The organism is Amycolatopsis sp. NPDC045836, from assembly GCF_056431745.1.
This window is the reverse complement of record NZ_JBWKKF010000015.1, coordinates 103,689-126,717: the sequence shown is the minus strand read 5'-3', so window position 1 is coordinate 126,717 and position 23,029 is coordinate 103,689. Positions and strand designations below refer to the sequence as shown.

At 72.1% G+C, this 23,029-nt stretch carries 23 protein-coding genes; 10 read left to right on the top strand and 13 right to left on the bottom strand.

Annotated features, from left to right (window positions below):
- Positions 1-50 precede the first annotated feature (50 nt).
- The 4 genes from AC07EG_RS27465 (at position 51) to AC07EG_RS27450 (ending at position 5,058) form a co-directional block, all read left to right on the top strand.
- Positions 51-572, top strand: coding sequence for a toxin-antitoxin system HicB family antitoxin (locus tag AC07EG_RS27465; RefSeq protein WP_478256078.1), 522 nt, complete (start codon positions 51-53; stop codon positions 570-572).
- On the top strand, positions 572-1,474 hold the full coding sequence (locus AC07EG_RS27460; protein WP_478256077.1) for a DUF4097 family beta strand repeat-containing protein: 903 nt from the start codon (positions 572-574) through the stop codon (positions 1,472-1,474). The genes AC07EG_RS27465 and AC07EG_RS27460 overlap by 1 nt, the downstream gene beginning before the upstream one ends.
- A gap of 40 nt (positions 1,475-1,514) precedes the next feature.
- The gene (locus tag AC07EG_RS27455) at positions 1,515-4,388 is read left to right on the top strand and encodes a helix-turn-helix transcriptional regulator (protein ID WP_478256076.1); all 2,874 of its coding nucleotides are present in this window, start codon (positions 1,515-1,517) and stop codon (positions 4,386-4,388) included.
- 112 nt (positions 4,389-4,500) lie between these two features.
- Positions 4,501-5,058 carry an NADPH-dependent FMN reductase gene (locus AC07EG_RS27450; protein ID WP_478256075.1) on the top strand — a complete coding sequence of 186 codons (558 nt, stop codon included), beginning with the start codon at positions 4,501-4,503 and terminating at the stop codon, positions 5,056-5,058.
- Positions 5,059-5,272: 214 nt separating this feature from the next.
- Here AC07EG_RS27450 and AC07EG_RS27445 read toward each other — a convergent pair whose 3' ends face one another.
- Positions 5,273-6,484, bottom strand: a complete 1,212-nt coding sequence (locus tag AC07EG_RS27445; protein WP_478256074.1) for a winged helix-turn-helix domain-containing protein — start codon at positions 6,482-6,484, stop codon at positions 5,273-5,275.
- Positions 6,485-6,548: 64 nt separating this feature from the next.
- Here AC07EG_RS27445 and AC07EG_RS27440 point away from each other — a divergent pair, with 64 nt between their 5' ends.
- A complete protein-coding gene (locus AC07EG_RS27440; RefSeq protein WP_478256073.1) occupies positions 6,549-7,109 on the top strand; it encodes an N-acetyltransferase family protein in 561 nt (186 codons plus the stop codon).
- On the opposite strand, the gene AC07EG_RS27435 is transcribed toward AC07EG_RS27440, so the two are convergent.
- Complete coding sequence (locus AC07EG_RS27435) at positions 7,075-7,560, bottom strand: GtrA family protein (RefSeq protein WP_478256072.1); 486 nt, start codon at positions 7,558-7,560, stop codon at positions 7,075-7,077. The genes AC07EG_RS27440 and AC07EG_RS27435 overlap by 35 nt on opposite strands.
- A gap of 138 nt (positions 7,561-7,698) precedes the next feature.
- Between AC07EG_RS27435 and AC07EG_RS27430 the strand changes: the two genes are divergently transcribed.
- Positions 7,699-8,220: a hypothetical protein gene (locus AC07EG_RS27430; RefSeq protein ID WP_478256071.1), complete on the top strand. Its 522-nt coding sequence runs from the start codon at positions 7,699-7,701 to the stop codon at positions 8,218-8,220.
- A gap of 325 nt (positions 8,221-8,545) precedes the next feature.
- Here the strand turns inward: AC07EG_RS27430 and AC07EG_RS27425 are convergent, their stop codons facing one another.
- From AC07EG_RS27425 to AC07EG_RS27375, 11 genes are all read right to left on the bottom strand, one after another.
- Positions 8,546-8,998 carry a tetratricopeptide repeat protein gene (locus AC07EG_RS27425; protein WP_478256070.1) on the bottom strand — a complete coding sequence of 151 codons (453 nt, stop codon included), beginning with the start codon at positions 8,996-8,998 and terminating at the stop codon, positions 8,546-8,548.
- Entirely contained in the window at positions 8,995-9,741 is a 747-nt protein-coding gene (gene dapB, locus AC07EG_RS27420; protein ID WP_478256069.1) for a 4-hydroxy-tetrahydrodipicolinate reductase, read from the bottom strand. Before dapB ends, AC07EG_RS27425 begins: the two co-directional genes overlap by 4 nt.
- Positions 9,738-11,111: a M16 family metallopeptidase gene (locus AC07EG_RS27415; RefSeq protein WP_478256068.1), complete on the bottom strand. Its 1,374-nt coding sequence runs from the start codon at positions 11,109-11,111 to the stop codon at positions 9,738-9,740. Before AC07EG_RS27415 ends, dapB begins: the two co-directional genes overlap by 4 nt.
- Positions 11,112-11,194: 83 nt before the next feature.
- A complete protein-coding gene (locus tag AC07EG_RS27410; protein WP_478256067.1) occupies positions 11,195-13,480 on the bottom strand; it encodes a polyribonucleotide nucleotidyltransferase in 2,286 nt (761 codons plus the stop codon).
- Between the two features lie 282 nt (positions 13,481-13,762).
- Entirely contained in the window at positions 13,763-14,032 is a 270-nt protein-coding gene (gene rpsO / locus AC07EG_RS27405) for a 30S ribosomal protein S15 (RefSeq protein WP_209665300.1), read from the bottom strand.
- A gap of 103 nt (positions 14,033-14,135) precedes the next feature.
- Positions 14,136-14,651, bottom strand: a complete 516-nt coding sequence (gene thpR, locus AC07EG_RS27400) for an RNA 2',3'-cyclic phosphodiesterase (protein WP_478256066.1) — start codon at positions 14,649-14,651, stop codon at positions 14,136-14,138.
- A 1-nt stretch (position 14,652) separates the two neighbouring features.
- The gene (locus tag AC07EG_RS27395) at positions 14,653-15,132 is read right to left on the bottom strand and encodes an XRE family transcriptional regulator (RefSeq protein WP_478256065.1); all 480 of its coding nucleotides are present in this window, start codon (positions 15,130-15,132) and stop codon (positions 14,653-14,655) included.
- A gap of 89 nt (positions 15,133-15,221) precedes the next feature.
- On the bottom strand, positions 15,222-16,187 hold the full coding sequence (locus AC07EG_RS27390) for a bifunctional riboflavin kinase/FAD synthetase (RefSeq protein ID WP_478256064.1): 966 nt from the start codon (positions 16,185-16,187) through the stop codon (positions 15,222-15,224).
- Between the two features lie 10 nt (positions 16,188-16,197).
- Complete coding sequence (gene truB / locus AC07EG_RS27385) at positions 16,198-17,112, bottom strand: tRNA pseudouridine(55) synthase TruB (protein WP_478256063.1); 915 nt, start codon at positions 17,110-17,112, stop codon at positions 16,198-16,200.
- Between the two features lie 21 nt (positions 17,113-17,133).
- On the bottom strand, positions 17,134-18,459 hold the full coding sequence (locus AC07EG_RS27380; protein ID WP_478256062.1) for an MFS transporter: 1,326 nt from the start codon (positions 18,457-18,459) through the stop codon (positions 17,134-17,136).
- A gap of 131 nt (positions 18,460-18,590) precedes the next feature.
- Positions 18,591-19,910 (bottom strand): MATE family efflux transporter, encoded by a 1,320-nt coding sequence (locus AC07EG_RS27375; RefSeq protein WP_478256061.1) that lies wholly within the window; start codon positions 19,908-19,910, stop codon positions 18,591-18,593.
- A 143-nt stretch (positions 19,911-20,053) separates the two neighbouring features.
- Here AC07EG_RS27375 and AC07EG_RS27370 point away from each other — a divergent pair, with 143 nt between their 5' ends.
- The 4 genes from AC07EG_RS27370 (at position 20,054) to AC07EG_RS27355 (ending at position 22,931) form a co-directional block, all read left to right on the top strand.
- A complete protein-coding gene (locus AC07EG_RS27370; RefSeq protein ID WP_478256060.1) occupies positions 20,054-20,266 on the top strand; it encodes a DUF397 domain-containing protein in 213 nt (70 codons plus the stop codon).
- A gap of 269 nt (positions 20,267-20,535) precedes the next feature.
- Entirely contained in the window at positions 20,536-21,354 is an 819-nt protein-coding gene (locus AC07EG_RS27365) for a helix-turn-helix domain-containing protein (RefSeq protein ID WP_478256059.1), read from the top strand.
- Positions 21,355-21,591: 237 nt separating this feature from the next.
- A complete protein-coding gene (locus AC07EG_RS27360; RefSeq protein ID WP_478256058.1) occupies positions 21,592-22,269 on the top strand; it encodes a hypothetical protein in 678 nt (225 codons plus the stop codon).
- A gap of 80 nt (positions 22,270-22,349) precedes the next feature.
- A complete protein-coding gene (locus AC07EG_RS27355) occupies positions 22,350-22,931 on the top strand; it encodes an ArsR/SmtB family transcription factor (protein ID WP_478256057.1) in 582 nt (193 codons plus the stop codon).
- Positions 22,932-23,029: the final 98 nt, after the last annotated feature.

Below are 23,029 nucleotides of genomic sequence, written 5' to 3'. Positions count from 1 at the left end.
GATGTCACCGGCTCCTTGACTGACACCACAAATGACGTCACGGTGGTGTCATGGACCTGACCACATACATCTCCAGCCTCCGCGAGGACCTCGCCACCGCGGCCTCGGCCGGTGACGAGCAGACCCGGCAGACCGCCGCGGTGCTCGGCGCCGCCCTCGAACCGGCCATGCGGCTGGCGCTGATGAACGCGCTCGCCGACCTCGCCGCCGAAGTCACCGCCAACCAGCCCGACTACCTCGTCGACGTGCGGCTCGACGGCCGCGACGTGCGCGTCGTGGTCACCGGCACGAAGACCGGCGAGAGCGCCGAACGCGAGTCCGAGAAGCCGCGCGAGCAGCCCAAGCAGGACAAGGTGCCGTTCGACAGCGGCGAGATCAGCCGGATGACCCTGCGCCTGTTCGACCAGGTGAAGAACCAGGCCGAGCGGGCCGCGGCCTCGCAGGGCGTGTCGCTGAACACCTTCGTCCAGCAGGCGGTGCAGGGCGCGCTGCAGGGCAAGACCCCGTTCGACCAGGGCGAGCGGCGCGGCCCCAACAACAGCACCCGGATGCACGGCTGGGTGCAGGGCTGATGCCCGGCGAGCAGGCGGACGACCTGGTCCGCACCGGCAACTTCCGGGCGAGCGGCCCGGTGGAACTCGACGTCAGCATCACCATGGGCCGCGTCGAGATCCGGCTGGCCGAAACCACCGAGACCACCGTCGAGCTGCGGCACGAACCGGCCGCGCAGGCGCCGTGGGCCGACGGTGTCAACGCGGTGCTGAGCTGGGTCACCGACCGCTTCGGCGACCAGTTCGACACCGATGTGCTCGGCTCACCCGCCGAGGCGGTCCGGCAGTCGCGCATCGAGCAGGTCGGCGACCAGGTGGTGGTGCGCGGGCCCAAGGCGCTGCCGCTGCGCAAGGTGCCGCTGCACGTGGTGGTGCACGCGCCACCCGGTTCGCACCTGGGCATCCGCGCCGGTGCCGCCGACGTGACGGTCACCGGCACCGCCGGTCGCGCCAACGTCTCCACCGGCTCCGGTGACGTCACGCTCGGCGCGACGAAGGCCTCGGTCAGCGTGCGCACCGGTTCCGGCGACATCGAGCTCGGGCCGAGCACCCACGGCCTGCAGATCCGCTCGGGCAGCGGGGCCGTGCGCCTGGCCGCGCCGACCGGTTCGGCCACCGTGGTCACCGGCACCGGCGAGATCTGGTTCGGCACGGTCACCGGCGACGTGCTGGCCCGCAGCGGCAGCGGTGACCTCACCGTGGCCGAGGCGAAGTCCGGTTCGCTGGAGCTGAACACCGGCTCGGGTGACATCCGGTTCGGCGTGGCTTCCGGGGTGACCGCCGAGGTCGACGTGTCCACCGGCTCCGGGCGCGTGTCCAGCGAACTGCCGGTGCTGGACGTGCCGCCGGACGAACTCGCCGCGGTCCGGGCGCGGATGCGCACCGGCTCCGGCGACGCGGTGGTGACCGGCGCCGGGAGCTGACCCGCCCGGTTCACCCGCTCCAGCGATAAACTCGGCACAAATGAGCCTCCAAGTGAGCCCGGTGCTGGTCGGGCGCGACGGCGAGACGAGCAGGGTGGCCGCGGCCTTCGACCGGGTGGCCGGCGGGGGCCTGGCGACCCTGTTCATCGGCGGGGAGGCCGGGGTCGGCAAGTCGCGGCTGGTCTCGGAGTTCGCCGCCCGCGCGGGGGCGAAGGCGACCGTGCTGGCCGGCGGCTGCGTGGAACTCGGCGCGGAGGGATTGCCGTTCGCGCCGTTCGTCGCGGCGTTGCGCGGGCTGGCCACCGCCGACCAGGCCGCCTTCGACCGGCTGCTGCCGGACAAGGCCGATCTCGCGCCGCTGCTGCTCGGTGCCGTCCGCGGGGCGGGGCCGCCGGGTGAGGACGCCCGGCCGCGGTTGTTCGAAGGCGTGCTCACCCTGCTCGGCGGGCTCGCCGCCGAACAGCCCGTGGTGCTGGTGATCGAGGACGCGCACTGGGCCGACCGGTCCAGCCGCGACCTGCTCGACTTCCTGGTGCGCAACCAGGGTGCGGTACCCGGCTCGATGATCGTGGTCACCCACCGGTCCGAAGAACTGGGCCGCGCGCACCCGCTGCGGCCGCTGCTGGCCGAACTGACGCGGATGCCGTGGGCCGACCGGCTGGAACTGGGCCGGCTCGGCAAGCGCGACGTGGTGAACCTGGTGCGTCACATCCTCGACCGGGAGCCGGACCCCGAGCTGGTGCGGTCGGTGTACCAGCGCAGCGAAGGGAATCCGCTGTTCGTCGAGGCGCTGCTCGACTGCGACGGCGACGCCGAGATCCCCGCATCGCTGGAAGACCTGCTGCTGGCCAGGATCGACCGGCTGCCGCCGGACGCCACCTACGTGGCCGGGCTGATCGGGCTGAGCGAGGTCACCGTCTGCCACGCGCTCCTGGCCGAGGTGGCCGGACTGGGCGAACGCGCGTTGTCCGCCGCCGTGCGCGCCGCGGTCGACGCGAACGTGCTGGTGGTCAAGGGCGAGGGCTACCGGTTCCGGCACGCGCTGATCGGCGCCGCGGCCACGGCGAACCTGTTGCCGGGTGAACGCCGGGCCCTGCACGCGCGGTACGCCGCGGCGATGGCGGCCGATCCCAGCCTGTCCGCCGGGGCGCCCTCGGTCACCGAACTCGCCCAGCACCTGTACCGGGCGGGTGACTTCCGCGGGGCGATCCGCGCGGCTTGGCGGGCGGCGGGGGAAGCACAGGAACTGCTCGCCTTCGCCGAACAGCGGCAGATGCTCGACCGGGTCCGCGAACTGTGGCCGCGGGTTCCCGACCCGGGCGGCGAACTGGGCGGCGTCGAGTACGCCACGGTGCTGGAACAGGCGGTGGAAGCGGCCAGCCGGGCCGGGGACAACGTCGACGGCGAGCGGCTGGCCACCCTGGCGCTGGCCGAGATCGATCGCGACGCCCAGCGGGTGCGTGCCGCCGTGCTGCTCGACCAGCGGGCCCGGTTGCGGGCGCAGCTGGGGCAGCCCGGTGCGCTCGAGGACCACCGCGAGGCGATCCGGCTGGTGCCCGCCGACCACCCCGCCCGCGGTCACCTGCTGAACTCCTACGCCGCGCGCCTGATGGAGATCCCGCGTGCCGACGAAGCCCGTGACGCGGCGGACGCGGCCCTGGAATCGGCGTGCCGCAACGGAGAACGCTCCGCCGAGGCCGCCGCGTTGATCACCCTCGCCGTGCTCGACGCGCGCCTCGGTGACCTCGACGAGCAGCTGCCGAGGCTGAAGCGAGCCGGTGCCATCGCGGAAGCACTGGGTGAGCACCGCGTGCGACTGCGTGCCATCCACGAGGAATCCTCGTTGCTGCGGGCGTTCGGCAGGCTGGACGAGGCCGAGGCGAAGGCCCGCCACGGGCTGGTGGTGGCGCAGTCGACCGGGCTGCACCGGGCGTCCGGTGCCCTGCACAGCCTCGACCTGGCGGGCGCGCTGATCGACGGCGGCCGGTGGGACGAGGCGATGACCGCGCTGGAGCAGGCGCTCGACCTCGGCCCGGCCCCGGCGTTCCGCGAACACCTGTTGTGCCTCAAGGGATATCTCGCCCTGCACTGGGGTGACCTCGAACTGCCGGAACGGCTGCTCCTGCGGGCGCACGAGCGGTTCGGCGAGGACGTCCGCTTCAACCTCGACCCGTTCCTGGTGGCACGGCTGGAAACCGAGCTGCGCCTGATCCAGGGCCGGTACGGCGAGGCGCGGGCCGTGCTCGAACGCGCGCTGGCGCACCCGCAGCTGATGTCGGCGGGGCGGTTGCTCTGGCCGCTGCTGGTGATCGGCAGCGGGCTCGCCGAGCACGACCCGTCCTGGCGGGGCACCGACCTGCTCACCCGGCTGCGCCGGATCGCCGCGGAACTGCCGGTCACCGGGCCGGTCCAGCTCGCGTTCTCCCGGTCGTTCACCGCCCGCACCCGGGGCGGGCGCGAGGCGTGGGCGGCCGCCACCACGGCCTGGCGCGAACTCGGCCAGCCGCTGCCGCTGGCGCACGCCTGCCTCGGCGAAGCGGCGGCCGCGATCAGCGACGGCGCCCGCGACTCCGCCACCGCGCTGCTGCGCGAAGCCCACGAACTGGCCACCCGGCTGAGCGCGAAACCGCTGCGCGACCGGATCGCCGACCTGGCCAGGCGGGCCCGGATCCAGCTGGTGCCGGGCACCCCGCAGCCGGTCGGCAACGGGCACGCCCGCCTCGGGCTGACCCCGCGGGAACTGGAGATCCTGCGCCTGGTGACCGCGGGCAAGGCCAACCGGGAGATCGCCGACGAGCTGTTCATCTCGGCGAAGACGGCGAGCGTGCACGTGTCGAACATCCTCGGCAAGCTCGGCGTCGCGAACCGCGTGGAGGCCGCGGCCACGGCCAACCAGTTCGGCCTGTTCGACTGACTTAGGCATCACGGGCGCGGCTCACCGCGAAATAGGGCTCTTGCCCCATGCGCCGCCCCGGGTCTTATCGCGATTCTCGAACCCGACGGAACGAGAGATCGGGAGGACTTCCATGGGCGTCAGGATCCTGGGGATCGCGGGCAGCTTGCGCGAGGGGTCGTTCAACGGCCGCCTGCTCACCGCCGCCAGCTACGAACTGCCGCGCGGGATGGAATTGCGCCGCTGGGGCGGACTCGGCCTGGTGCCGCCGTTCGACGAGGACGCCGAAAACGGGCCGGCGCCGAACGGGGTGGCGGAACTGCGGCGGGCCATCGAGGAGGCGGCCGGGCTGCTCATCGCCACGCCGGAGTACAACGGCTCGATCCCCGGTCAGCTGAAGAACGCGCTGGACTGGGCTTCGCGGCCGTTCGGCGGGGGTGTGCTGGTCGGCAAGCCGGTGGCGGTGGTCGGCGCGAGCAACGGCGTGCACGGGGCCGCCTGGGCGCAGGACGACCTGCGGAAGGTGCTGAAGATCGCCGGGGCCGAGGTGCTCGACGAAACGCTGCCGGTCCCCCGGGTCGCCCGGCAACTGGACGAGGACGACCGCCTGCTCGACCACGAACTGCGCCGGAAGCTGGGCGGCCTGCTGCACGGACTGCGCGACCGGATCCGGCTCGGGGCCTACGCGTGACGGTGGAGCGCGATCGCCGCCGCCGCGCTGGGCGTGGCGCCGGCCACTCCGAGCGGGGCGGCGACTTCGGTCCGGCCCCTCATCCGGCCAACAAGCTCACCCAGCCCCACCCCCTCCCCGATACCCAGCCAAACACAGCACTGAAGGATCGGGGCGGCTCCCCGCCACGAATTCCGAAAACCCGAGCGAGCCGGTCGGCTGGCTGGGGTGGAGTTCAGCGGTCGAAAGCGGCGAGGGCGGGGGCCAGATCGCCTCGGGGGGTGGTGGTGACGCCGGACAGGCCCAGCCACTCGGCCATGTGCTGCAGTTCGGCGGCCAGTTCGGGCAGGACGCGGGCGCGGTCGGCACCGGGTTCGGCGAAGGCGCCCTGCACCCGCAGCACTCCGGCCGCGCGGTCGGCTTTCAGGTCGACCCTGGCCACCAGCTCCCCGTCCAGCAGGAACGGGAAGACGTAGTAGCCGTACTCCCGCTTCGGCTCCGGGACGTAGATTTCGATCCGGTACCGGAAGCCGAAGATCCGCTCGGTCCGGGCGCGTTCCCAGATCAGCGGGTCGAACGGGCACAGCAGCGCCCGGCCGGTGATCGCGCGCGGGGTGCGTGCGCCGGTGTGCCGGTAGGCCTGGGCCTTCCAGCTCCGCACCCGCACCGGCTCCAGTTCCCCCGCCTCGACCAGTTCGGCCACCGCCTGCCGGGTGACGTCGGGGCCGAGGCGGTAGTAGTCGCGCAGGTCGGTTTCGGTGGCGATGCCCAGTGCGGTGGCCGACTTCGCGATGAGCCGCCGCGCCGCCTCCTCCTTGTCCACCCTGGTGGCCAGGATCTCCGGGGGGACCACCCGCTCGGTCAGGTCGTAGAGCCGTTCGAAGCTGCGCCGCGTGCCGGTGGACAGCTGGCCCATGCCGAACAGCCACTCGCAGATCTGCTTCACCTCGGACCGGTCCCACCACGGCCCCTGCCGCCGGGCCCGCTCCCCCGCCAGCTCGCGCTCGATCGCCCCCGCACCGATCGGGCCGTGCTCCTTGACCACCGCCAGCACGTCCTCGGCCAGCGTCGGCGAGCGTTCGAGCAGCTTCTCGTACCCGCGCCACCAGCCCATCCGCTTCGCCCCGGAGCGCAGCAGGGGCCAGTCCTGCACCGGCACCAGGCTCGCCTCGTGCGCCCAGCTCTCCACCAGCAACCGCGGCCGCCGCGCCGAATGCGACCAGGCCGCGTCGTCGACCAGCGAAGGCGCGTAGGCGCCGAGCCGCGCGAACAACGGCGCGTAGTGCGCCCGGACCGCCACGTTCACCGAGTCCAGCTGGAGCAGCTGCACCCTGGACAACACCCGCTGCAGATGCCGCCGCGTGGGCTCCCCGCCCGGCCGCGGATCCGCGAACCCCTGCGCGGCCAGCGCCGTGCGCCTGGCCACCGAATCACTCACCGTCTGCATGATGGCGCCATGGTGCCAGGACCCACCGACAATTCCGGCACCACCGGGCCGATAGGTTGCCCCCATGAGCCAGGCCCAGGTCCGCGCGGCCACCGCCAGCGACGTCGCCGAGATAGCCAGGATCCAGCGCGAGACCTGGCGGGTCGCCTACGCGGAGTTCCTCGGTGAACAGGCGCTGGCCGCACTGGACGCGCCGGAGACCGAGCAGCACTGGACCGCGGCCGTCGAGCACCCCGGCACGGCCGTGCTGGTGGCCACCGAGGGCGAGTTCACCGTCGGCTACTGCGTGGCGGGCCAGGCCCCGGACGACGAGGTCGCCTCCGCGGCCGGTGAGCTGCCCGACGACGCCGGGAGCGTCGGCCTGATCGCCACGCTGCTGGTCGAACCGCGGTGGGGCAGGCGCGGCCACGGCGGTCGCCTGCTCGCGTACGCCGCCCGTGACCTGCGTGGACTCGGCGCCGACCGCGGCATCGCCTGGGTGGCCCAGTCCGACGCCGCCTCGCTCGGCTTCTACAAGCGGGCGGGCTGGCACCCCGACGGCACCGTGCGCACCCTGGACACCGGCGAGAAGACCATCCGCGAACTCCGCCTCACCGGTCCGCTCGACCTCCAGCTGACTTCCTGAACACCACCCAGCGCATCACGCTGTACATGAACACGCCCTCGCAGGCCCCCGCGACCAGCCGCGACAGGTGGTACTGCACGCCCAGCGCCACCAGCCCGCTGCCGACGCCGAGGATGAACGCGGCGTAGTTGACCGCCACCGCGACCGCGTAGCGCACGGCCTGCTTCCCGACCGGCGCGTGCGACCGGAAGTTGAACGCCCGGTTCAGCACGAAGCTCAGCCCGAACGCCACCACGTAGGCCAGCGTGATGGACAGCGGAACCGCCAGGCCCAGCTGTCCGTGCAAGAGGGTGAGCAGCAGCAGGTCGACCCCGAAGGTGAAGCCGTTGATCACGCAGAAGCCGAGGAACGTCGGCGGCACCAGCCGCGACAACCCGAACGGCAGGCGGCCGGTGACCGCCGCGCACAGCTGGGCGAACCGGTCGGCGGCGGTTCTCTCGGCGACGGCCACGCCGTCACCCTGCCAGCGCCAGATGTCCGGAATACGACGATCAGGTGATCTTCCGGTGCGGCAAGAGGGGGGCCAGCCCCCGGGTCACGCGCCGGTCACGCTGATAGCTTGGAAGACGGGGATCCCACTGGAGGTGCGATGATCGGCTGGCTCTGCGTGACGCTCGGCGTCGCGTTCGGCTCGGCCATCGTGCCGCTGATCAGCATCGAGGTCTTCGTCATCGGCCTGGCCAGCAGCGAGCCGGGGGTGCACTGGCTGGCCATCGGCGCGGCCGTGGCGATCGGCCAGATCGCCGGGAAGCTGTTCTACTACCTGGCCGCCAGGGGTTCGATCAAGCTGCCGAAGTTCCTGCACGACCGGCTGCACCGGGAACGCCCGATGACCCCGCGGCGCGCCCGCTGGGAGCTGCGCACGAAACGCGTGCGCGCCTGGCTGGAACGCCTGCGCGAGCGCTGCCACCGGCACCCCGCGTGGATGACCGGCACCTACGGGGTCAGCGCGGTGGTCGGGCTGCCGCCGTTCATGGCCACCACCGTGCTGGCCGGCCTGGTGCGGATGCCGATGTCGCTGTTCCTCGGCGCGGGGCTGGCCGGGCGGTTCGCGCGGTTCAGCCTGCTGGCCGCTTCCCCGGCGATGTTCGCGGGCTGGCTGCACCTCTGAGCGGGTGGCGCCGGGCGCTTCCTGTTCGATCGCCTTGCGCGTGGCCGCCACCGAGGTGGTGGTTCCTCGGCACCGGGCCGCCCGGCACGGGCTGCCTGCCACCTCACCAGCGGTGCTCGCGAGCTGGCCACCCGACACCGGCTGTCCGCCACCTCAACCAGCACACCACCGGATGACTACGCCACTGAACCAGTCACCCAGCCCAGGCCGCCCACCACCTCACCAGCTGCGCTCTCGGGCTGGCCGAACACAGGCTGCCCAACACCTCACCAGCGGTGCTCGCAAGCTGGCCACCCGACACCGGCTGTCCGCCACCTCACGGGGGTCAGGGCTCGGTGTCGGCGGCTTCCAGGTCGATGGCTTTGCGCATGGTTTCCCGGGCTCGCCGGCGGTCTCCGGCGATGTCGTAGGCGTGCGCCAAGCGGTACCAGTGCCGCCAGTTCTCCGGGTCGGCGTCCAGCTCGGCGCGGCGCTGCTCGAACCACTCGTCCGCGGCCGCGCGGTCGACCCGCCCGGACGGGCGGCGCGGCAGGTCCGACACGTCGGGCAGGCCGCCTTCCCGGTCCAGCCGCCGGGCGAGCCGCTGGACGCGCACCCCGGAGAGCCAGGTGGCCACCACCACCCACACCCCGAGCACCGGCAGCAGCAGCACACCGATGCCGAACACCACCGGCACCGTCTCACCGGTCTTCAGCAGCGCGACCGCGCGACCGGCCAGCAGCACCAGGTACAGCGCCAGCGCGGCGGTCAGCAGCAGGGCGAAGTTGCGGGCTTTCACAGCTCCAGCACGTTCTCCAGGCCGACGGTCAGCCCCGGCCGCTTGACGATCGACCGCACCCCGAGCAGCACGCCCGGCATGAACGACGACCGGTCCATCGAATCGTGGCGGATGGCCAGCGTTTCGCCCTCGCCGCCGAAGAGGATCTCTTCGTGCGCGACCAGGCCCGGCAGCCGCACCGAGTGCACGCGCACGTCGCCGACCAGTGCGCCGCGCGCACCGTCCAGTTCGGTGGTGGTGGCGTCGGGGCCCGGCTCCAGCCCGGCGTTCGACCGGGCCCGGGAGATCAGGCGCGCGGTGTGCCCGGCGGTGCCGGACGGCGCGTCGGCCTTGCGGTTGTGGTGCAGTTCGATGACCTCGGCCGAGGCGTAGTACTTGGCCGCCTGCTCGGCGAACCGCATCGCGAGCACCGCGCCGAGCGCGAAGTTCGGCGCGATCAGCACGCCCAGCTCCGGCTTGTCCGACAGCCAGCCCGCCAGTGTGGACAGCCGCTCCTCGGTCATGCCGGTGGTGCCGACGACCGCGTGGAGGCCGTGCTCCACGGCGAACTCCAGGTTGCCCATCACCGAATCGGGGTGGGTGAAGTCGATGACCACGTCGGCGCCGTTGTCCACCACGTCGAGCAGCCGGTCACCGGCGTCGATCGCGGCGACCAGGTCGAGGTCCGCCGCGCCCTCGACGGCACCCACCGCCGTCGAGCCCATGCGCCCCCGCGCGCCCAGTACCGCCACCCGGATGCTCATGATGCGATCACCTCGTGCAGATCGTCGGGAAGGTCGTCGGCGTGAGCGTACGGCCCGACCACCGCGGCCGCGGACACCCCCACCGCCCGGCCCGGCGCCCTGAGCAGGGCTTTCGCCAGCGCGGCGGTGTCTTCGGCGGTGACCGCGTCGATCCGGTCGATGGTCTCGGTCACACCGAGGTACTCGCTGTAGTTCAGCTCACCCTTGCCGATGCGCGACATGCGCGACGCCGAGTCCTCCAGGCCGAGCACCATCGCGCCGCGCAGCTGGCCCTTGGCCCTGGCCACCTCGGCTTCGGTGAGCCCGTCGCGGGCGACGTCGGCGAGCACCTCGCGGATCACCCCGGCCACCTCACCCAGCTTCTCCGGCTGGCACCCGGCGTAGACGGCCAGGTGCCCGGCGTCGGCGTAGCTCGCCACCGACGAGTACACCTGGTACGCCAGCCCGCGGCGTTCCCGGATCTCCTGGAACAGCCGGGAGCTCATGCCGCCGCCGAGCGCGGCGTTGAGCACGGACAGGGTGAAGCGGCGCTCGTCGTGCCGGGTGAGCGCCCGCAGGCCGAGCATGACGTGCGCCTGCTCGGTGTCGTCGGGCCGCAGCGCCAGCTTCGGCGCCGTGGACAGCCGCGCCCGGCCACGCCGCGGCGGCACCGGGCTGTCCGATCCGGACAGCCGGTCCCGCAGGGCCTTGCGCACCAGCCGCAGCACCCGGGTGTGGTCGACGTTGCCCGCCACCGCCAGCACCATGCGCGGCAGCGTGTAGCGGCGCTTGTAGAACCCGCGCAGCGCGCTGGGCGACATGCCGGTGATCGACGCCTCGGTGCCCAGCACCGGCCGCCCCAGCGGGTGGTCGCCGAGGATGGCGCCGACGAAGGTCTCGTGCAGCAGGTCCTCGGCGTCGTCGTCGCGCATGGCGATCTCTTCGAGCACCACGCTGCGTTCGGTGTCCACATCGGAATCCGCGCAGAGCGCCTCGAACACCACGTCGGTGACCAGGTCCACGGCCAGCGGCAGGTCCTCGTCGAGCACCTGCGCGTAGTAGCAGGTGTGCTCCTTGGCGGTGAACGCGTTGAACTCCCCGCCGACCGCGTCGATCTCCTCGGCGATCTGCTTGGCGTCGCGGTTCGCGGTGCCCTTGAACAGCAGGTGCTCCAGGTAGTGCGCGGCCCCGGCGACCGGCCGCGGCTCGTCCCGCGAGCCGACCCCCACCCACAGCCCGACCGTGGCCGAGCGCGAGGCGGGCACGTGCTCGGTGATCACCCGCAGCCCGCCTGCCAGCACCGTGCGCTTGACCACCGCGCCGTCGGCGGTGGAGTCGAGCAGGCGGGTCACCCCGGCGGGTTGCGCGTGCCCTGGAGTCTTGGACGCCATGAGGTTTCTTCCTCCGAATGCCAGGAGTGGGGCACCGCTCGCGGTGTGAACGCGAGCAATGCCCCACTTCCGGCGTCTTTGACCTACTGAGCCGCGTCGGCCTTCTCGTCGGCCGGCTTCTCGCCGCCCTCCGCGGAAGCCGTGGTGTCGGCGGTGTCCTCTTCCTTCACCAGGACGAGGCTGATCTTGCCGCGGTTGTCGATGTCCGCGATCTCCACGCGCAGCTTGTCGCCGACGTTGACCACGTCCTCGACCTTGCCGATGCGCTTGCCGTTGCCCAGCTTGGAGATGTGCACCAGGCCGTCCTTGCCCGGCAGCAGCGAGACGAAGGCGCCGAAGGCGGCGGTCTTCACCACGGTGCCGAGGAAGCGCTCCCCGACCTTGGGCAGCTGCGGGTTGGCGATGGCGTTGATCTTGTCGATCGCCGCGTCCGCCGACGGGCCGTCGGCCGCGCCCACGTAGATCGTGCCGTCGTCCTCGATGGAGATGTCGGCGCCGGTCTCCTCGGTGATCGAGTTGATCATCTTGCCCTTCGGCCCGATCACCTCGCCGATCTTGTCCACCGGGATCTTCACGCTGGTCACCCGCGGGGCGTACGGGCTCATCTCGTCCGGCCCGTCGATCGCCTCGGCGATCACCTCGAGAATGGTCAGCCGCGCGTCCTTGGCCTGGTTCAGCGCACCGGCCAGCACCTCGGACGGGATGCCGTCGAGCTTGGTGTCCAGCTGCAGCGCGGTGACGATCTCCTTGGTGCCCGCCACCTTGAAGTCCATGTCACCGAAGGCGTCCTCGGCACCGAGGATGTCGGTCAGCGCGACGTAGCGGGTCTCCCCGTCCACCTCGTCGGAGACCAGGCCCATGGCGATGCCCGCGACCGGCGCCCGCAGCGGCACACCGGCGTTGAGCAGGCCCATGGTGGAGGCGCAGACCGAGCCCATCGAGGTGGAGCCGTTGGAGCCCAGCGCCTCGGAGACCTGGCGGATGGCGTAGGGGAACTCGTCCCGCTTCGGCAGCACCGGCACCAGCGCGCGCTCGGCGAGCGCGCCGTGGCCGATCTCGCGCCGCTTCGGCGAACCGACGCGGCCGGTCTCGCCGGTGGAGAACGGCGGGAAGTTGTAGTGGTGCAGGTACCGCTTGGTGGTCTCCGGGGACAGCGAGTCGATCTGCTGCTCCATGCGCAGCATGTTCAGCGTGGTGACTCCCAGGATCTGGGTCTCGCCGCGCTCGAACAGCGCCGAGCCGTGCGCCCGCGGGATCACCGAGACCTCGGCGCCCAGCGACCGGATGTCGGTCAGGCCGCGGCCGTCGATGCGGACCTTGTCACGCAGGATGCGCTGGCGGATCAGCTTCTTGGTCAGCGCCCGGAACGCGGCGCCGATCTCCTTCTCGCGGCCCTCGAAGGCCTCGCCCTCGCCGATGCCGACCTTGGCCAGCACGGCGGCCTTGACCTCGTCGGTGGCGTTGTCGCGCTCCTGCTTGCCGGCGATGGCCAGCGCCTTGGTCAGCTCCTCGGTGGCCGCCGCGGCCACCGCGTCGTAGGCGTCGGCCTCGTAGGCCGGGAACACCGGGAAGTCGCCGACCGGCTTCGCGGCCACCGCGGCCAGCTCGCGCTGGGCCTGGCAGAGCACCCGGATGAACGGCTTGGCGGCCTCCAGGCCCTCGGCCACGACCTCCTCGTTCGGCGCCTTGGCGCCCCCGGCGACCAGGTCGAGCGTCTGCTCGGTGGCTTCGGCCTCGACCATCATGATCGCCACGTCGCCGTTGCCATCACCGTCGCCCCCGTCGACCAGGCGGCCGGCCACCACCATGTTGAAGGTGGCCTGCTCCAGCTGCTTCCAGGTGGGGAAGGCGACCCACTGGTCCTCGATCAGCGCGACGCGCACGCCGCCGATCGGGCCGGAGAAGGGCAGCCCGGCGATCTGGGTGGACGCCGAGGCGGCGTTGATCGCCAGCACGTCGTACGGGTCGTCCGGGTGGAGGCTCTGCACGGTGATCACGATCTGGATCTCGTTGCGCAGGCCGTCGGTGAACGACGGGCGCAGCGGCCGGTCGATCAGGCGGCAGGTCAGGATGGCGTCGGTGGAGGGACGGCCCTCACGGCGGAAGAAGGCGCCCGGGATCCGGCCCGCGGCGTACATCCGCTCCTCGACGTCCACGGTCAGCGGGAAGAAGTCGAAGTGCTCCTTCGGGTGCTTCGACGCCGTGGTCGCCGAGAGCAGCATGGTCTCTTCGTCCAGGTAGGCCACGACGGAGCCGGCGGCCTGGCGGGCCAGGCGGCCGGTCTCGAAGCGGACCGTGCGGGTGCCGAAGCGGCCGTTGTCGATCACGGCTTCGGTCTCGTGCACGGCGGTGCCGCTCACATCGGTCATGTAATTGTTCTCCTCGTTCGTCTCGGGCTGGGCGATCTCCCACCCTGGGACCCCATCCGGGGGACGCTCGAGGAACGAGGCCGGTCTTCGATCGAAGTCCCCGGGAACCTTCGTCCCGGGAACCACTACCGAGGACCGGCGGACATGCCCTCGTGCGCGTCGCGTGCGCCCTGTGTGTTGTCTATCAGAACTCGCCGTCACCGGCCGGATACCCGTGCGGGCCGGGCGAGTCCCCTGCGCGGAGGGGGAACGACCGCGTGGTCGCTCCCCCTCGTCAGCGCGTTATCGGCGGAGGCCGAGCCGCTGGATCAGCGACCGGTACCGCTCGATGTCCACCTTCGCCACGTAGTTGAGCAACCGGCGGCGGCGCCCGACCAGCAGGAGCAGGCCGCGGCGGGAGTGGTGGTCGTGCTTGTGCTGCTTCAGGTGTTCGGTGAGGCCGACGATCCGCTTGGTCAGCAGAGCGACCTGGGCCTCGGGGGATCCGGTGTCCGAGTCGTGCACGCCGTACTCGGACAGGATCGACTTCTTCTCTTCGGTGGACAGCGCCACGCTGTGTTCTCCTTGGATCGGTGCCGTGCGGCCCGGACGAAGCTCCACGCCGGGTGAGCCGGTCACGGCCGCCACGGACTGCAGCCGGACCCAACTGTCAAGGCTACCAGCCGGGCTGCCCGCGGCCCGCACCGCCGTCCAGCGCGAAGCGCTCTACCTGCGCATACGCCCCCGCGGTGCTCTTCATCAACACCACTTCGGCCGCCGTCCACCCGGGACCGGTGAAACCGGCCAGCCCGGCCACCAGTTCGCGTGCCTCGGCCAGGCGTTCGGCCGGGAAGCGGGCCAGCGTCAGGTGCGGGCGGTAGGGCCGCCCGTCCAGTTCGGCGCCCGCCGCCCTCGCCAGGTCGGCCAGCCCTTCGCCCCCGACGCCCAGCCACAGCACCTTCGGGAAGGTGCCCGCGCCGGTCAGCCGCACGGTGACCGGTGGCCGCCCGGCGAGCCGCTCACGCAGCCAGGCCGCCCGCGCGGCGATGTCGTCCTCGCCGTAGAAGCCCAGGGTGATGTGCCAGTTGGCCACGGGTGACCAGCGGAAACCCGGCAGCTGCCTGCCGTCGAGCCGGTCCCGCGCGGAGCGGAGCACGGCCGGCGGCGGCACCAGAGCGGAGAACAGCTGCAAGTCAGGTGACCTTCGACGCCTTGCGCAGCAGGTCGGCGATGGCGGGGAACTCCTCGTCGAGGCGGTCGGCGGCCTGCACGAGTTCGTCCTCCTCGGCGATCTCGCGCAGCGCGACCAGCACCGAGTGGTCCTCCGGCACCGCGCCGACCGGGAAGCTGTCGCGGCCGACGGTCGGCCGCGAGTCGCGCACGTCCTCCAGCGCGGCCCGCATCGCGGCCGGATTGCCCGCGGCCACGTCCGGGCTGAGGACCTTGCGCTCCAGCATGATCATCCTGGCCAGCACCACCGGGTTGCCGATCTTGGCCCGGCGGCCGCTCATCACCTGGCTCAGCATCGGCGCGCTGATACCCAGCACCTCGGCCAGGAACGCCTGTGAGATGTCGAAGGCCACCACCAGCCTGCGGACCCGATCGCCCAACGGCTCCCCGTACCACTCGCGCTGCAGCGCGATGTTGCGCTGGACGATCTTGTGGTCCTCCACGTCAGCCCTTCTCCCCTAACTAGCCGCACCCGACCGGTGTCCGCACATCATCGCAGGCCCGGGCGCCCCCACGACCCGGAAAGCGAAGATTACTCGGTCAGCACCTCCCTGGTGCGGTCCACGTCGGCGGCCATCTGCCGGATGAGCGGGTCGAGCGAGTCGTAGCGGATCTGGTCGCGGAGCTTGACCACGAAGTCCAGCGCCACGTCGTGGCCGTAGAAGTCCTCCTCGACGTCGAGGACGTACGCCTCGACCGTGCGCTCGCGGCCGGAGAAGGTCGGGTTCGTGCCCACCGAGACCGCGGCGCGCAGGCGCTTGCCCGGGTCGGTCGACCGGGTGAACCAGCAGCTGTACACCCCGTCGGCCGGGATCGCCGCGAAGCGCGGGGTGGACAGGTTGGCGGTCGGGAAGCCGAGGTCCTTGCCGCGGCCGGCGCCCCGGACCACGATGCCCTCCACCCGGTGCGGGCGCCCCAGCGCCTCGGCCGCGGCCTGCACGTCACCGGCGTCGATGCACGAGCGGACGTAGGTCGAGGAGAAGGTGATCTCGCTTTCGGCGTTGGCTTCGGCCGGGCCGAGCGCCTGCCCCTGCAACTCGGCGCCCTGCGCGGCGAAGCCGAACCGGCGGCCGAGCGTGCGCAGGAGTTCGACGTCGCCGGCGGCCTTGTTGCCGAAGGTGAAGTTCTCCCCGACGATCACCGCGGCCACGTGCAGCTGGTCGACCAGCACCTCGTGCACGAACTCGTGCGCGGTCAGCCGCGACAGCTCCGGGGTGAACGGCAGCACGCAGAACACGTCCACGCCGAGTTCCTCGACCAGTTCCGCCTTGCGCCGCAAGGTGGTCAGCTGGGCGGGGTGGCTGCCGGGCCGGATCACCTCCGAGGGGTGCGGGTCGAAGGTGAGCACCACACTGGGCAGCTCACGCGACCGCGCCGCCGCCACCGTTCTGGCGATCAGGGCCTGGTGTCCACGGTGGACACCGTCGAACACGCCGATGGTGATCACGCACCGGCCCCAGCTGCCAGGAAGATCCGTCAAACCACGCCAACGCTGCACGGCCCCAACCCTATGCGGGCAGCAGGACCACCACCGCGCGGGCCACGGATCCCTCGTCCGCGGCGAGCGCGAGCGCGTGCCCCTGCGGGTCGAACACGCCGTAGGTGCCGCCGAGCCCGGCCGCCGGGATGCGCTGCCCGTGCCGCAGCGCCCGGGCGGTGGCCACGTCGACGGTCCGGCGGGGGAACGCGGTGGCGACCGCCTTGTCCAGGTCGAACGAGAGGTCCGGGCGGTCCTCCAGCACCTCGAGGGTGCGGGCGGCGGCCAGGGTGAACGGGCCGACCGTGGTGCGGCGGAGCGCGGCGAGGTGCCCGCCGGTGCCGAGCGCGGCGCCGAGGTCCCTGGCCAGCGCGCGGACGTAGGTGCCGGACGAGCACTCGACCACCACGTCGAGTTCGATGCGGCCGGGTTCCCGGCGGGTGGCCAGCAGGTCGAACCGGTACACCGTCACCGGGCGCGCGGCCAGTTCGACCTCCTCGCCCGCGCGCACCCGCGCGTAGGCCCGCTTGCCGTCCACCTTGACCGCGCTGACCGCGCTCGGCCGCTGCTGGATCTCCCCGGTGAGCGCGGCGATCCCGGCGGCGACGGCGTCGTCGGTGACGGCCTCGACGGCGGCGGGCCCGGCGGTGGCGAGCACTTCACCCTCGGCGTCGTCGGTGGTGGTCGACGCGCCGAGGGTGATGGTGGCCAGGTAGGTCTTGCGGTCGAGCGCGAGGTGCCCGAGCAGTTTGGTGGCGCGTTCGATGCCGAGCACCAGCACCCCGGTGGCCATCGGGTCCAGCGTGCCGGCGTGGCCGACCTTGCGGGTGCCCATGATGCGGCGGGCCCTGGCCACCACGTCGTGCGAGGTCATGCCCGCGGGCTTGTCGACGATCAGGAGACCGGGGGGCGGGGCCGGGCGGCGCGGCTGTTGCTGGCGAGACACGCGCGAAACCCTATTCAGGCGCTACGCGGCGGCTGCGGCGGGCTGGCTCTCCCTGGCGTCCCAGCGGCGGCGGCGCACCTGCACCGGGATCCGCTCACCGCGGGCCTGCGCGGCGAACAGCACCGCCCGCGCCCGCCGCCACCAGACCAGCGTGCGCCAGCTGCCGGTGAGCAGCACCGCCACGATGGACAGCAGCGCGATCCGGAAGTTGCCGCCGGTCAGTTCGAGCAGCACGCCGACGCTGAGCGCGGCGATCGTGGTGGCGACGAAACCGCCGACGTTGACCACACCGGTCGCGGTGCCGACCCGGCTGAGCGGGTTGTAGTCGCGGGCCAGCGCGAACCCGATCATCGAGGCGGGCCCGCCGAGGGCGAAGAAGGCGAACGCGGGCGCCAGCACCGGCACCGGCACGGCCCCCGGCCAGGCCAGCAGCACCGCCCAGACCAGCACCGCCCCGGCCAGGAAGCCGACCACCAGCGGCATCCGCACCGACGGCCGCCGCCCGATCAGGTTGCCCACCACCGGGCCGCCGAACATCGAGGTGAACACGAACACGGTCAGCATGGCGCCGGCCGCGGCCGGGCTCATGCCCTGGTCGATCAGGAACGGCACGCCCCACAGCATGGACAGCACGTTGGCGCCGAACATGGTGGCGAAGTGCACCCAGAAGCCGAGCCGGGTGCCCGGCGTGCGCCAGGCTTCGAGCACCCGCCCGGCGAGCACACGGCGACCGGCCGCCGGGGCGGGCGCGGCCGGGGTGCCCACCGGGACGTCCCTGATCCGCCAGGTGGCGACCACCGCGTAGAGCACGGTGACCAGCCCGGCGCCGAGGAAGGTGGGCGTCCAGCCGGGACCGGCGAGCAGGAAGGTCAGCGGCACGGTGGCGGCGAGGTTGCCCAGGTAGCCGATGGCCGTGGTGAACGAGGTGACCACGGAGTACTGCCTGCCGGGGAAGTGCGCGGCGATCAGCCGCAGCACGCTGACGAAGGTGAGCGCGTCGCCGAACCCGAGCACCGCGCGGGCGAGCAGGCCCAGCGGGTACGAGGTGGCCACGGCGAGCAGGACCTGGCCGAGGCCGAGGAACAGCAGCGCGAAGCCGAGCACCTTGCGCGGGCCGAAGCGGTCGACGAGCACGCCGGTGGGGATCTGCATGGCGGCGTAGACGCCGACCTGCAGCACGGTGAAGGTGCCGAGCGCGGCCGCGCCGACGCCGAAGCGCTCGGCGGCCTGCAGCCCGGCGACGCCGAACGAGGTGCGGTGGAACACGGCGAGCAGGTAGACCGCGGCGGCGGTCAGCCAGATCAACCACGACCGGCAGCTGGCACGTCCGGTGGTGGGGGCGGACAAGGCATCCTCCTGGAGCGGTACGCGAACTGGGCAGAGGACGCCGCCGGTGCCGCCCCATTCGTTGTATCGCCTAAGCAATGCCGGAACATACCCGTTACCGAGGTGGCTTTGGCCACACCACCGGCCACCCGTCAGGCCGCCCGGACCGCGCCGACCACCGCCCAGTCGCCCGAGCGCCAGCGCACCAGCACGGCGACCAGCCGGAACACCATGAACAGCGACAACCCGGTCCAGATCCCGGCCAGGCCCCAGCCGAAGGCCAGCGACAGCCAGACCAGCGGCAGGAACCCGGCCGCCGCGCTGAGCAGGGTCGCGGTGCGCAGGAAGGCCGCGTCCCCGGCGCCGAGCAGCACCCCGTCCAGCGCGAACACCACCCCGGCGATGGGCTGCAGCGCGACGAAGAACCACCAGGCGTGCGGGATTTCGGCGAGCACCCCGGCGTCGGCGGTGAACACCTTCGGCAGCACCTGCGACACCGCGGCGAAGAGCACGCACAGCACGCACCCGAAGACCAGGCCGTACCGGGTGAGCTGGGTGGCGATGCCCCGGGCCTGCCGCTGCTGCCCCGCCCCCAGCGCCGCGCCGACCAGCGACTGCGCCGCGATCGCCACCGAATCCAGCACCAGTGCCAGGAAGGTCCACAGCTGCAGCACCACCTGGTGCGCGCCGACCGCCTCGGTGGAGGTGCGGGCGGCGACCGCGGCCGCGGAGAGGAAGCACGCCTGGAAGGCGAAGCTGCGCAGCACCAGGTCCCGGCCGAGCACCAGCTGCGCCCGCATCACGCCGAACTCCGGCTTCAGCGACACCCGCTCGGCGACCAGCGCCCGGATGAACAGCGCCGCCGAGATCACCTGCGCCACCACGTTCGCCACGGCCGAGCCCTCGAGCCCCCAGCCGGCGCCGTAGACCAGCAGCGGGCACAGCACCGCGGAGATGCCGTTGCCCGCGAGCACGTACCAGAGCGGGCGGCGGGCCTCCTGGACGCCGCGCATCCAGCCGTTGCCCGCCATGGTGATCAGGACCAGCGGCGCGCCGAACAAGGCGATCCGCAGCCACGCCACCGCCTCGCCGGCGATCTCGGCGTCCCCGGCCAGCCCGCGCGCGACCGGCGCCGCGAGCAGCTGCCCGGCCAGCAGCAGCACCAGCCCGACGCCGATGGCCAGCCAGGTCGCCTGCACGCCCTCCCGGACCGCGTCCGCCCGGCGGCCCGCGCCGTGCAGCCGGGCGGTGCGCGAGGTGGTGCCGTAGGACAGGAAGGTCAGCTGGGTCGACACCTGCGCGAGCAGCACGCCGCCGAGCGCCAGCCCGGCCAGCGGCAGCGCGCCGAGGTGGCCGACGACGGCGGTGTCCACCAGGACGTACAGCGGTTCGGCGGCGAGCACCCCGAGTGCGGGCACGGCGAGGCCGAGCACCCGTTTGGCGGATACCGGAGCGGGAGCGGAGTCAGGCACTTGCCGAGCCTAACTATCCGTACCGACAATCCCCCGTTCGCTCGGCCGGTCCTGACTCTGACGGCGGTAGTAAACGCTCAGTCACCGCCCATAAGCTGAAATTTCGATCGGGACCCGTCATGCGCACACCCGGGGGAGGACACGTGGGCAGCCCACGCGTGGTCGAAGTCGATTCGTCCGGCCTTCGCTGGATCAAGAGCTCCGCGAGCGGCGGCGACGGTAACGACTGCCTGGAAGTGGCCTTCGACCACGACAGCGTGCAGGTCCGCGACTCCAAGGACCGCCGGGGTCCCCGGTTGCACTTCTCCGCGGCGGGCTGGGCCGCCTTCCTCGCCGCCGTCCGCACCGGCGCCTGAGCCCCCATTCAACGTCACCGGATGAGGTGACCCCGGTATTCCCCCGTGCTCACGCACACCCTCCTAGGGTGGACTAGGCCACAAGAGCCGTGCCAGCTGGCGGACGGAAATTTGTCGGAGTGACACCCAACTTTCTGCGCTCAGCCCTTCGCTGGTAAGCATTGTGACTGCTACCATCTGCCACATAGCAGGTGGCCACCAACCACCAGGAGGACGGATAGATGACGAGGGCGGATTCCCCCGTAGGCCAGCTCAGGAGGCTGCGAGCTGTGCTGCGGCAGGAACGCGACAGCAGGGGCTACACCCAGCGCGACGTCGCGGAAGCTCTCGACTGGTCCCCGTCGAAGCTCATCCGGATCGAGAAGGGCACGGTCGGCATCTCGGTGACCGACCTCAAGGCCCTGCTGCTGCACTACGAGATCACCGAGCGCGAGCGGGTCGACCAGCTGGTCGACATGGTCAAGGCGAGCAAGAAACCGGCCTGGTGGCACCAGTACCGCGACGTCTACCGCCCGCAGTTCATCAACTTCATCGGCCTGGAGTCCTCGGCCGTCCGGATCAGCCAGTTCCAGGGGCTGATCGTGCCGGGCACGCTCCAGACCCCCGAATACGCCGCGGCGATCATGCGGGCCTACGGCTCGGAGGAAGCCCGCATCGAGCGCGGGGTGGAACTGCGGATGCGGCGCCGCGAGGAGCTGTTGCGCTCGGGTGGACCCGAGTTGTCCTACATCATCGACGAATCCGCACTGCTGCGGCAGGTCGGCGACGCCGAGGTGATGGCGGGGCAGCTCCGGCAGCTGGTGGAGCTGTCCGCGTACAAGCAGATGCACATCCGCGTGATGCCGTTCAGCGCCGGCCCCAAGGCGGCCATGGTCAGCTCGTTCCTCGTGCTCGACCTGTCCGAGGAGCAGGACGACTACGCGCTGTTGCTGGAAAGCCCGGACGGCGACCAGCTCTTCGACGAACCGAACGAGCAGACCGCGCGGTACATGAAGTTCTTCCGCGAACTGCAGCAGATGGCGCTCTCCGAGGACGACACCCAGGTGTTCCTCGACGAGCTGCTCGGACGACTGGGAGAGGACGAATGAGATGAGCAGTGGGGGCGGCCTCTGCTGGCACAGGGGCCGCCCCGGCGGAGTAGAACCACCACCCACGGCCAGCAGGCGGGAGTCGCACCGCGGTCTCAACGGTACCGCCGTCGCCGCGCTCCCGGCCAGGCAAGTAATTCCGGTGTCGTAAGGGGGAAGGGCGTCGGGGGCGTCCGGAAGGAGACCGATCTTCATGCTGGAAACCGGGAAGAGCGCACCGTCACCAGGCAGTGCGCCGTGAACACGCTGGACCCCGGACCGCCGGTGACCCGGGTCATCTTCGCGGTGGACATCGAGGGGTCGACCAAGCAGAACAACACGGCGAAGGCGAGCCTGCGGGCCGCGATGTACGACATGGTCGAGCGCAGCCTGCGGCAGGCGGGCATCGGCGAGGACCACCACGAACCCTACTTCGACCGCGGTGACAGCGTGCTGGTGCTGGTCCGCCCGGTGGACGAGGTGCCGCGCACGGTCTTCCTGGCCGAGGTGGTGCCGTCGCTGGAGGAGATGCTGCTCGCCCACGCCGTGGACCAGCCCGGCAGGCGCCTGCGGATGCGGGCCGTGCTGCACGCCGGTGAGGTGCACTTCGACCGCAACGGGTGCTTCGGCGAAGCACTGGACCTCGCCTTCCGCCTGCTCGACGCCCCGGCGCTGAAAGACCTCCTCCGCAGCACGGACCACCCGCTGCTGCTGGCCGTGTCCGACGCCATCTACCAGGGTGTGGTCCGGCAGGGCTACGCCGGCATCGACGCGGCGTCGTTCTCGGCGGCGCTGCGGGTCGAGGTGGCCGGGCAGCTGCACCGCGGCTGGGTCCGGGCCGGGGAACAGGGCCACGACGAAGGCACCGTGATCGACGTCAACCGCAGGAGGCTCCCGCGGGTGGGTGCGCTCGCCCGCCGGATGCAGTCGGCCTGACCCCGGGAGCACCCTGAGATGTCCCGGAGATCGGGCCGCACCCGGTGCACAGAAAACTGTGCACCGCTAGTTTCGCCCCCATGCCCAGTCCGCCCGAACCGGAGCAGGTCCACGACCCGGCCAGGCTCAAAGCGCTCACCCACCCGCGCCGCCTGCGGATCCTGACCGAACTGCGGCGCGGGCCCGCCACCGCCACGATGCTGGCCAGGGCGCTCGGGGAGAACAGCGGCGCCACCAGCTACCACCTGCGGCAGCTGGCCGAGCACGGCTTCGTCGAGGAGACCGGGCAGGCCGCGCGCGGGCGGGAACGCTGGTGGCGCATCCGCCACCACGACCTGCGTTTCCCGCCCCTCAGCGCGCAGAGCCCCGGGCTGCGTGCCCAGCTCGACGAGTTCGGGCGGCAGAAGTTCGACGCCGACCTCGCCCTCTTCGCCCGGTTCCAGGAGCAGCGGGAAGCGATGGGCGAATGGGGTGACGTGCTGCCGTTCAGCCGCGGCACCCTGCACCTCACGCGGGACGAAGCCGAGCGCTTCTTCGAGGACTACCTGCAACTGCTGCGCCGGTACTGGCGCTCCGACGAGGACGTCCCGGCCGGCGCCAGGGCGCTGGCGGTGCGCTTCGTCGCCTTCCCGATCCCGGAACCGGAGGCGCCCGTGGACTAGGACGACCCGCACCCGTGCCGGAGGGCGGCCACCCTGCGGCACCGGGTTTCCCCGAAGCAATCGATGTGCACGAACCTCATTGGAAGGACCGCGGCCCC

Bases quoted from the DNA above. Each gene is read 5' to 3' on its own strand.
- AC07EG_RS27440 (WP_478256073.1), top strand. From the start codon at position 6,549: ATGAGCCAGGCCCAGGTCCGCGCGGCCACCGCCAGCGACGTCGCCGAG.
- AC07EG_RS27450 (WP_478256075.1), top strand. From the start codon at position 4,501: ATGGGCGTCAGGATCCTGGGGATCGCGGGCAGCTTGCGCGAGGGGTCG.
- AC07EG_RS27455 (WP_478256076.1), top strand. From the start codon at position 1,515: ATGAGCCTCCAAGTGAGCCCGGTGCTGGTCGGGCGCGACGGCGAGACG.
- AC07EG_RS27460 (WP_478256077.1), top strand. From the start codon at position 572: ATGCCCGGCGAGCAGGCGGACGACCTGGTCCGCACCGGCAACTTCCGG.
- AC07EG_RS27465 (WP_478256078.1), top strand. From the start codon at position 51: ATGGACCTGACCACATACATCTCCAGCCTCCGCGAGGACCTCGCCACC.
- AC07EG_RS27410 (WP_478256067.1), bottom strand. From the start codon at position 13,480: ATGACCGATGTGAGCGGCACCGCCGTGCACGAGACCGAAGCCGTGATC.
- AC07EG_RS27430 (WP_478256071.1), top strand. From the start codon at position 7,699: ATGATCGGCTGGCTCTGCGTGACGCTCGGCGTCGCGTTCGGCTCGGCC.
- AC07EG_RS27445 (WP_478256074.1), bottom strand. From the start codon at position 6,484: ATGCAGACGGTGAGTGATTCGGTGGCCAGGCGCACGGCGCTGGCCGCG.
- AC07EG_RS27355 (WP_478256057.1), top strand. From the start codon at position 22,350: ATGCCCAGTCCGCCCGAACCGGAGCAGGTCCACGACCCGGCCAGGCTC.
- dapB (WP_478256069.1), bottom strand. From the start codon at position 9,741: ATGAGCATCCGGGTGGCGGTACTGGGCGCGCGGGGGCGCATGGGCTCG.
- AC07EG_RS27415 (WP_478256068.1), bottom strand. From the start codon at position 11,111: ATGGCGTCCAAGACTCCAGGGCACGCGCAACCCGCCGGGGTGACCCGC.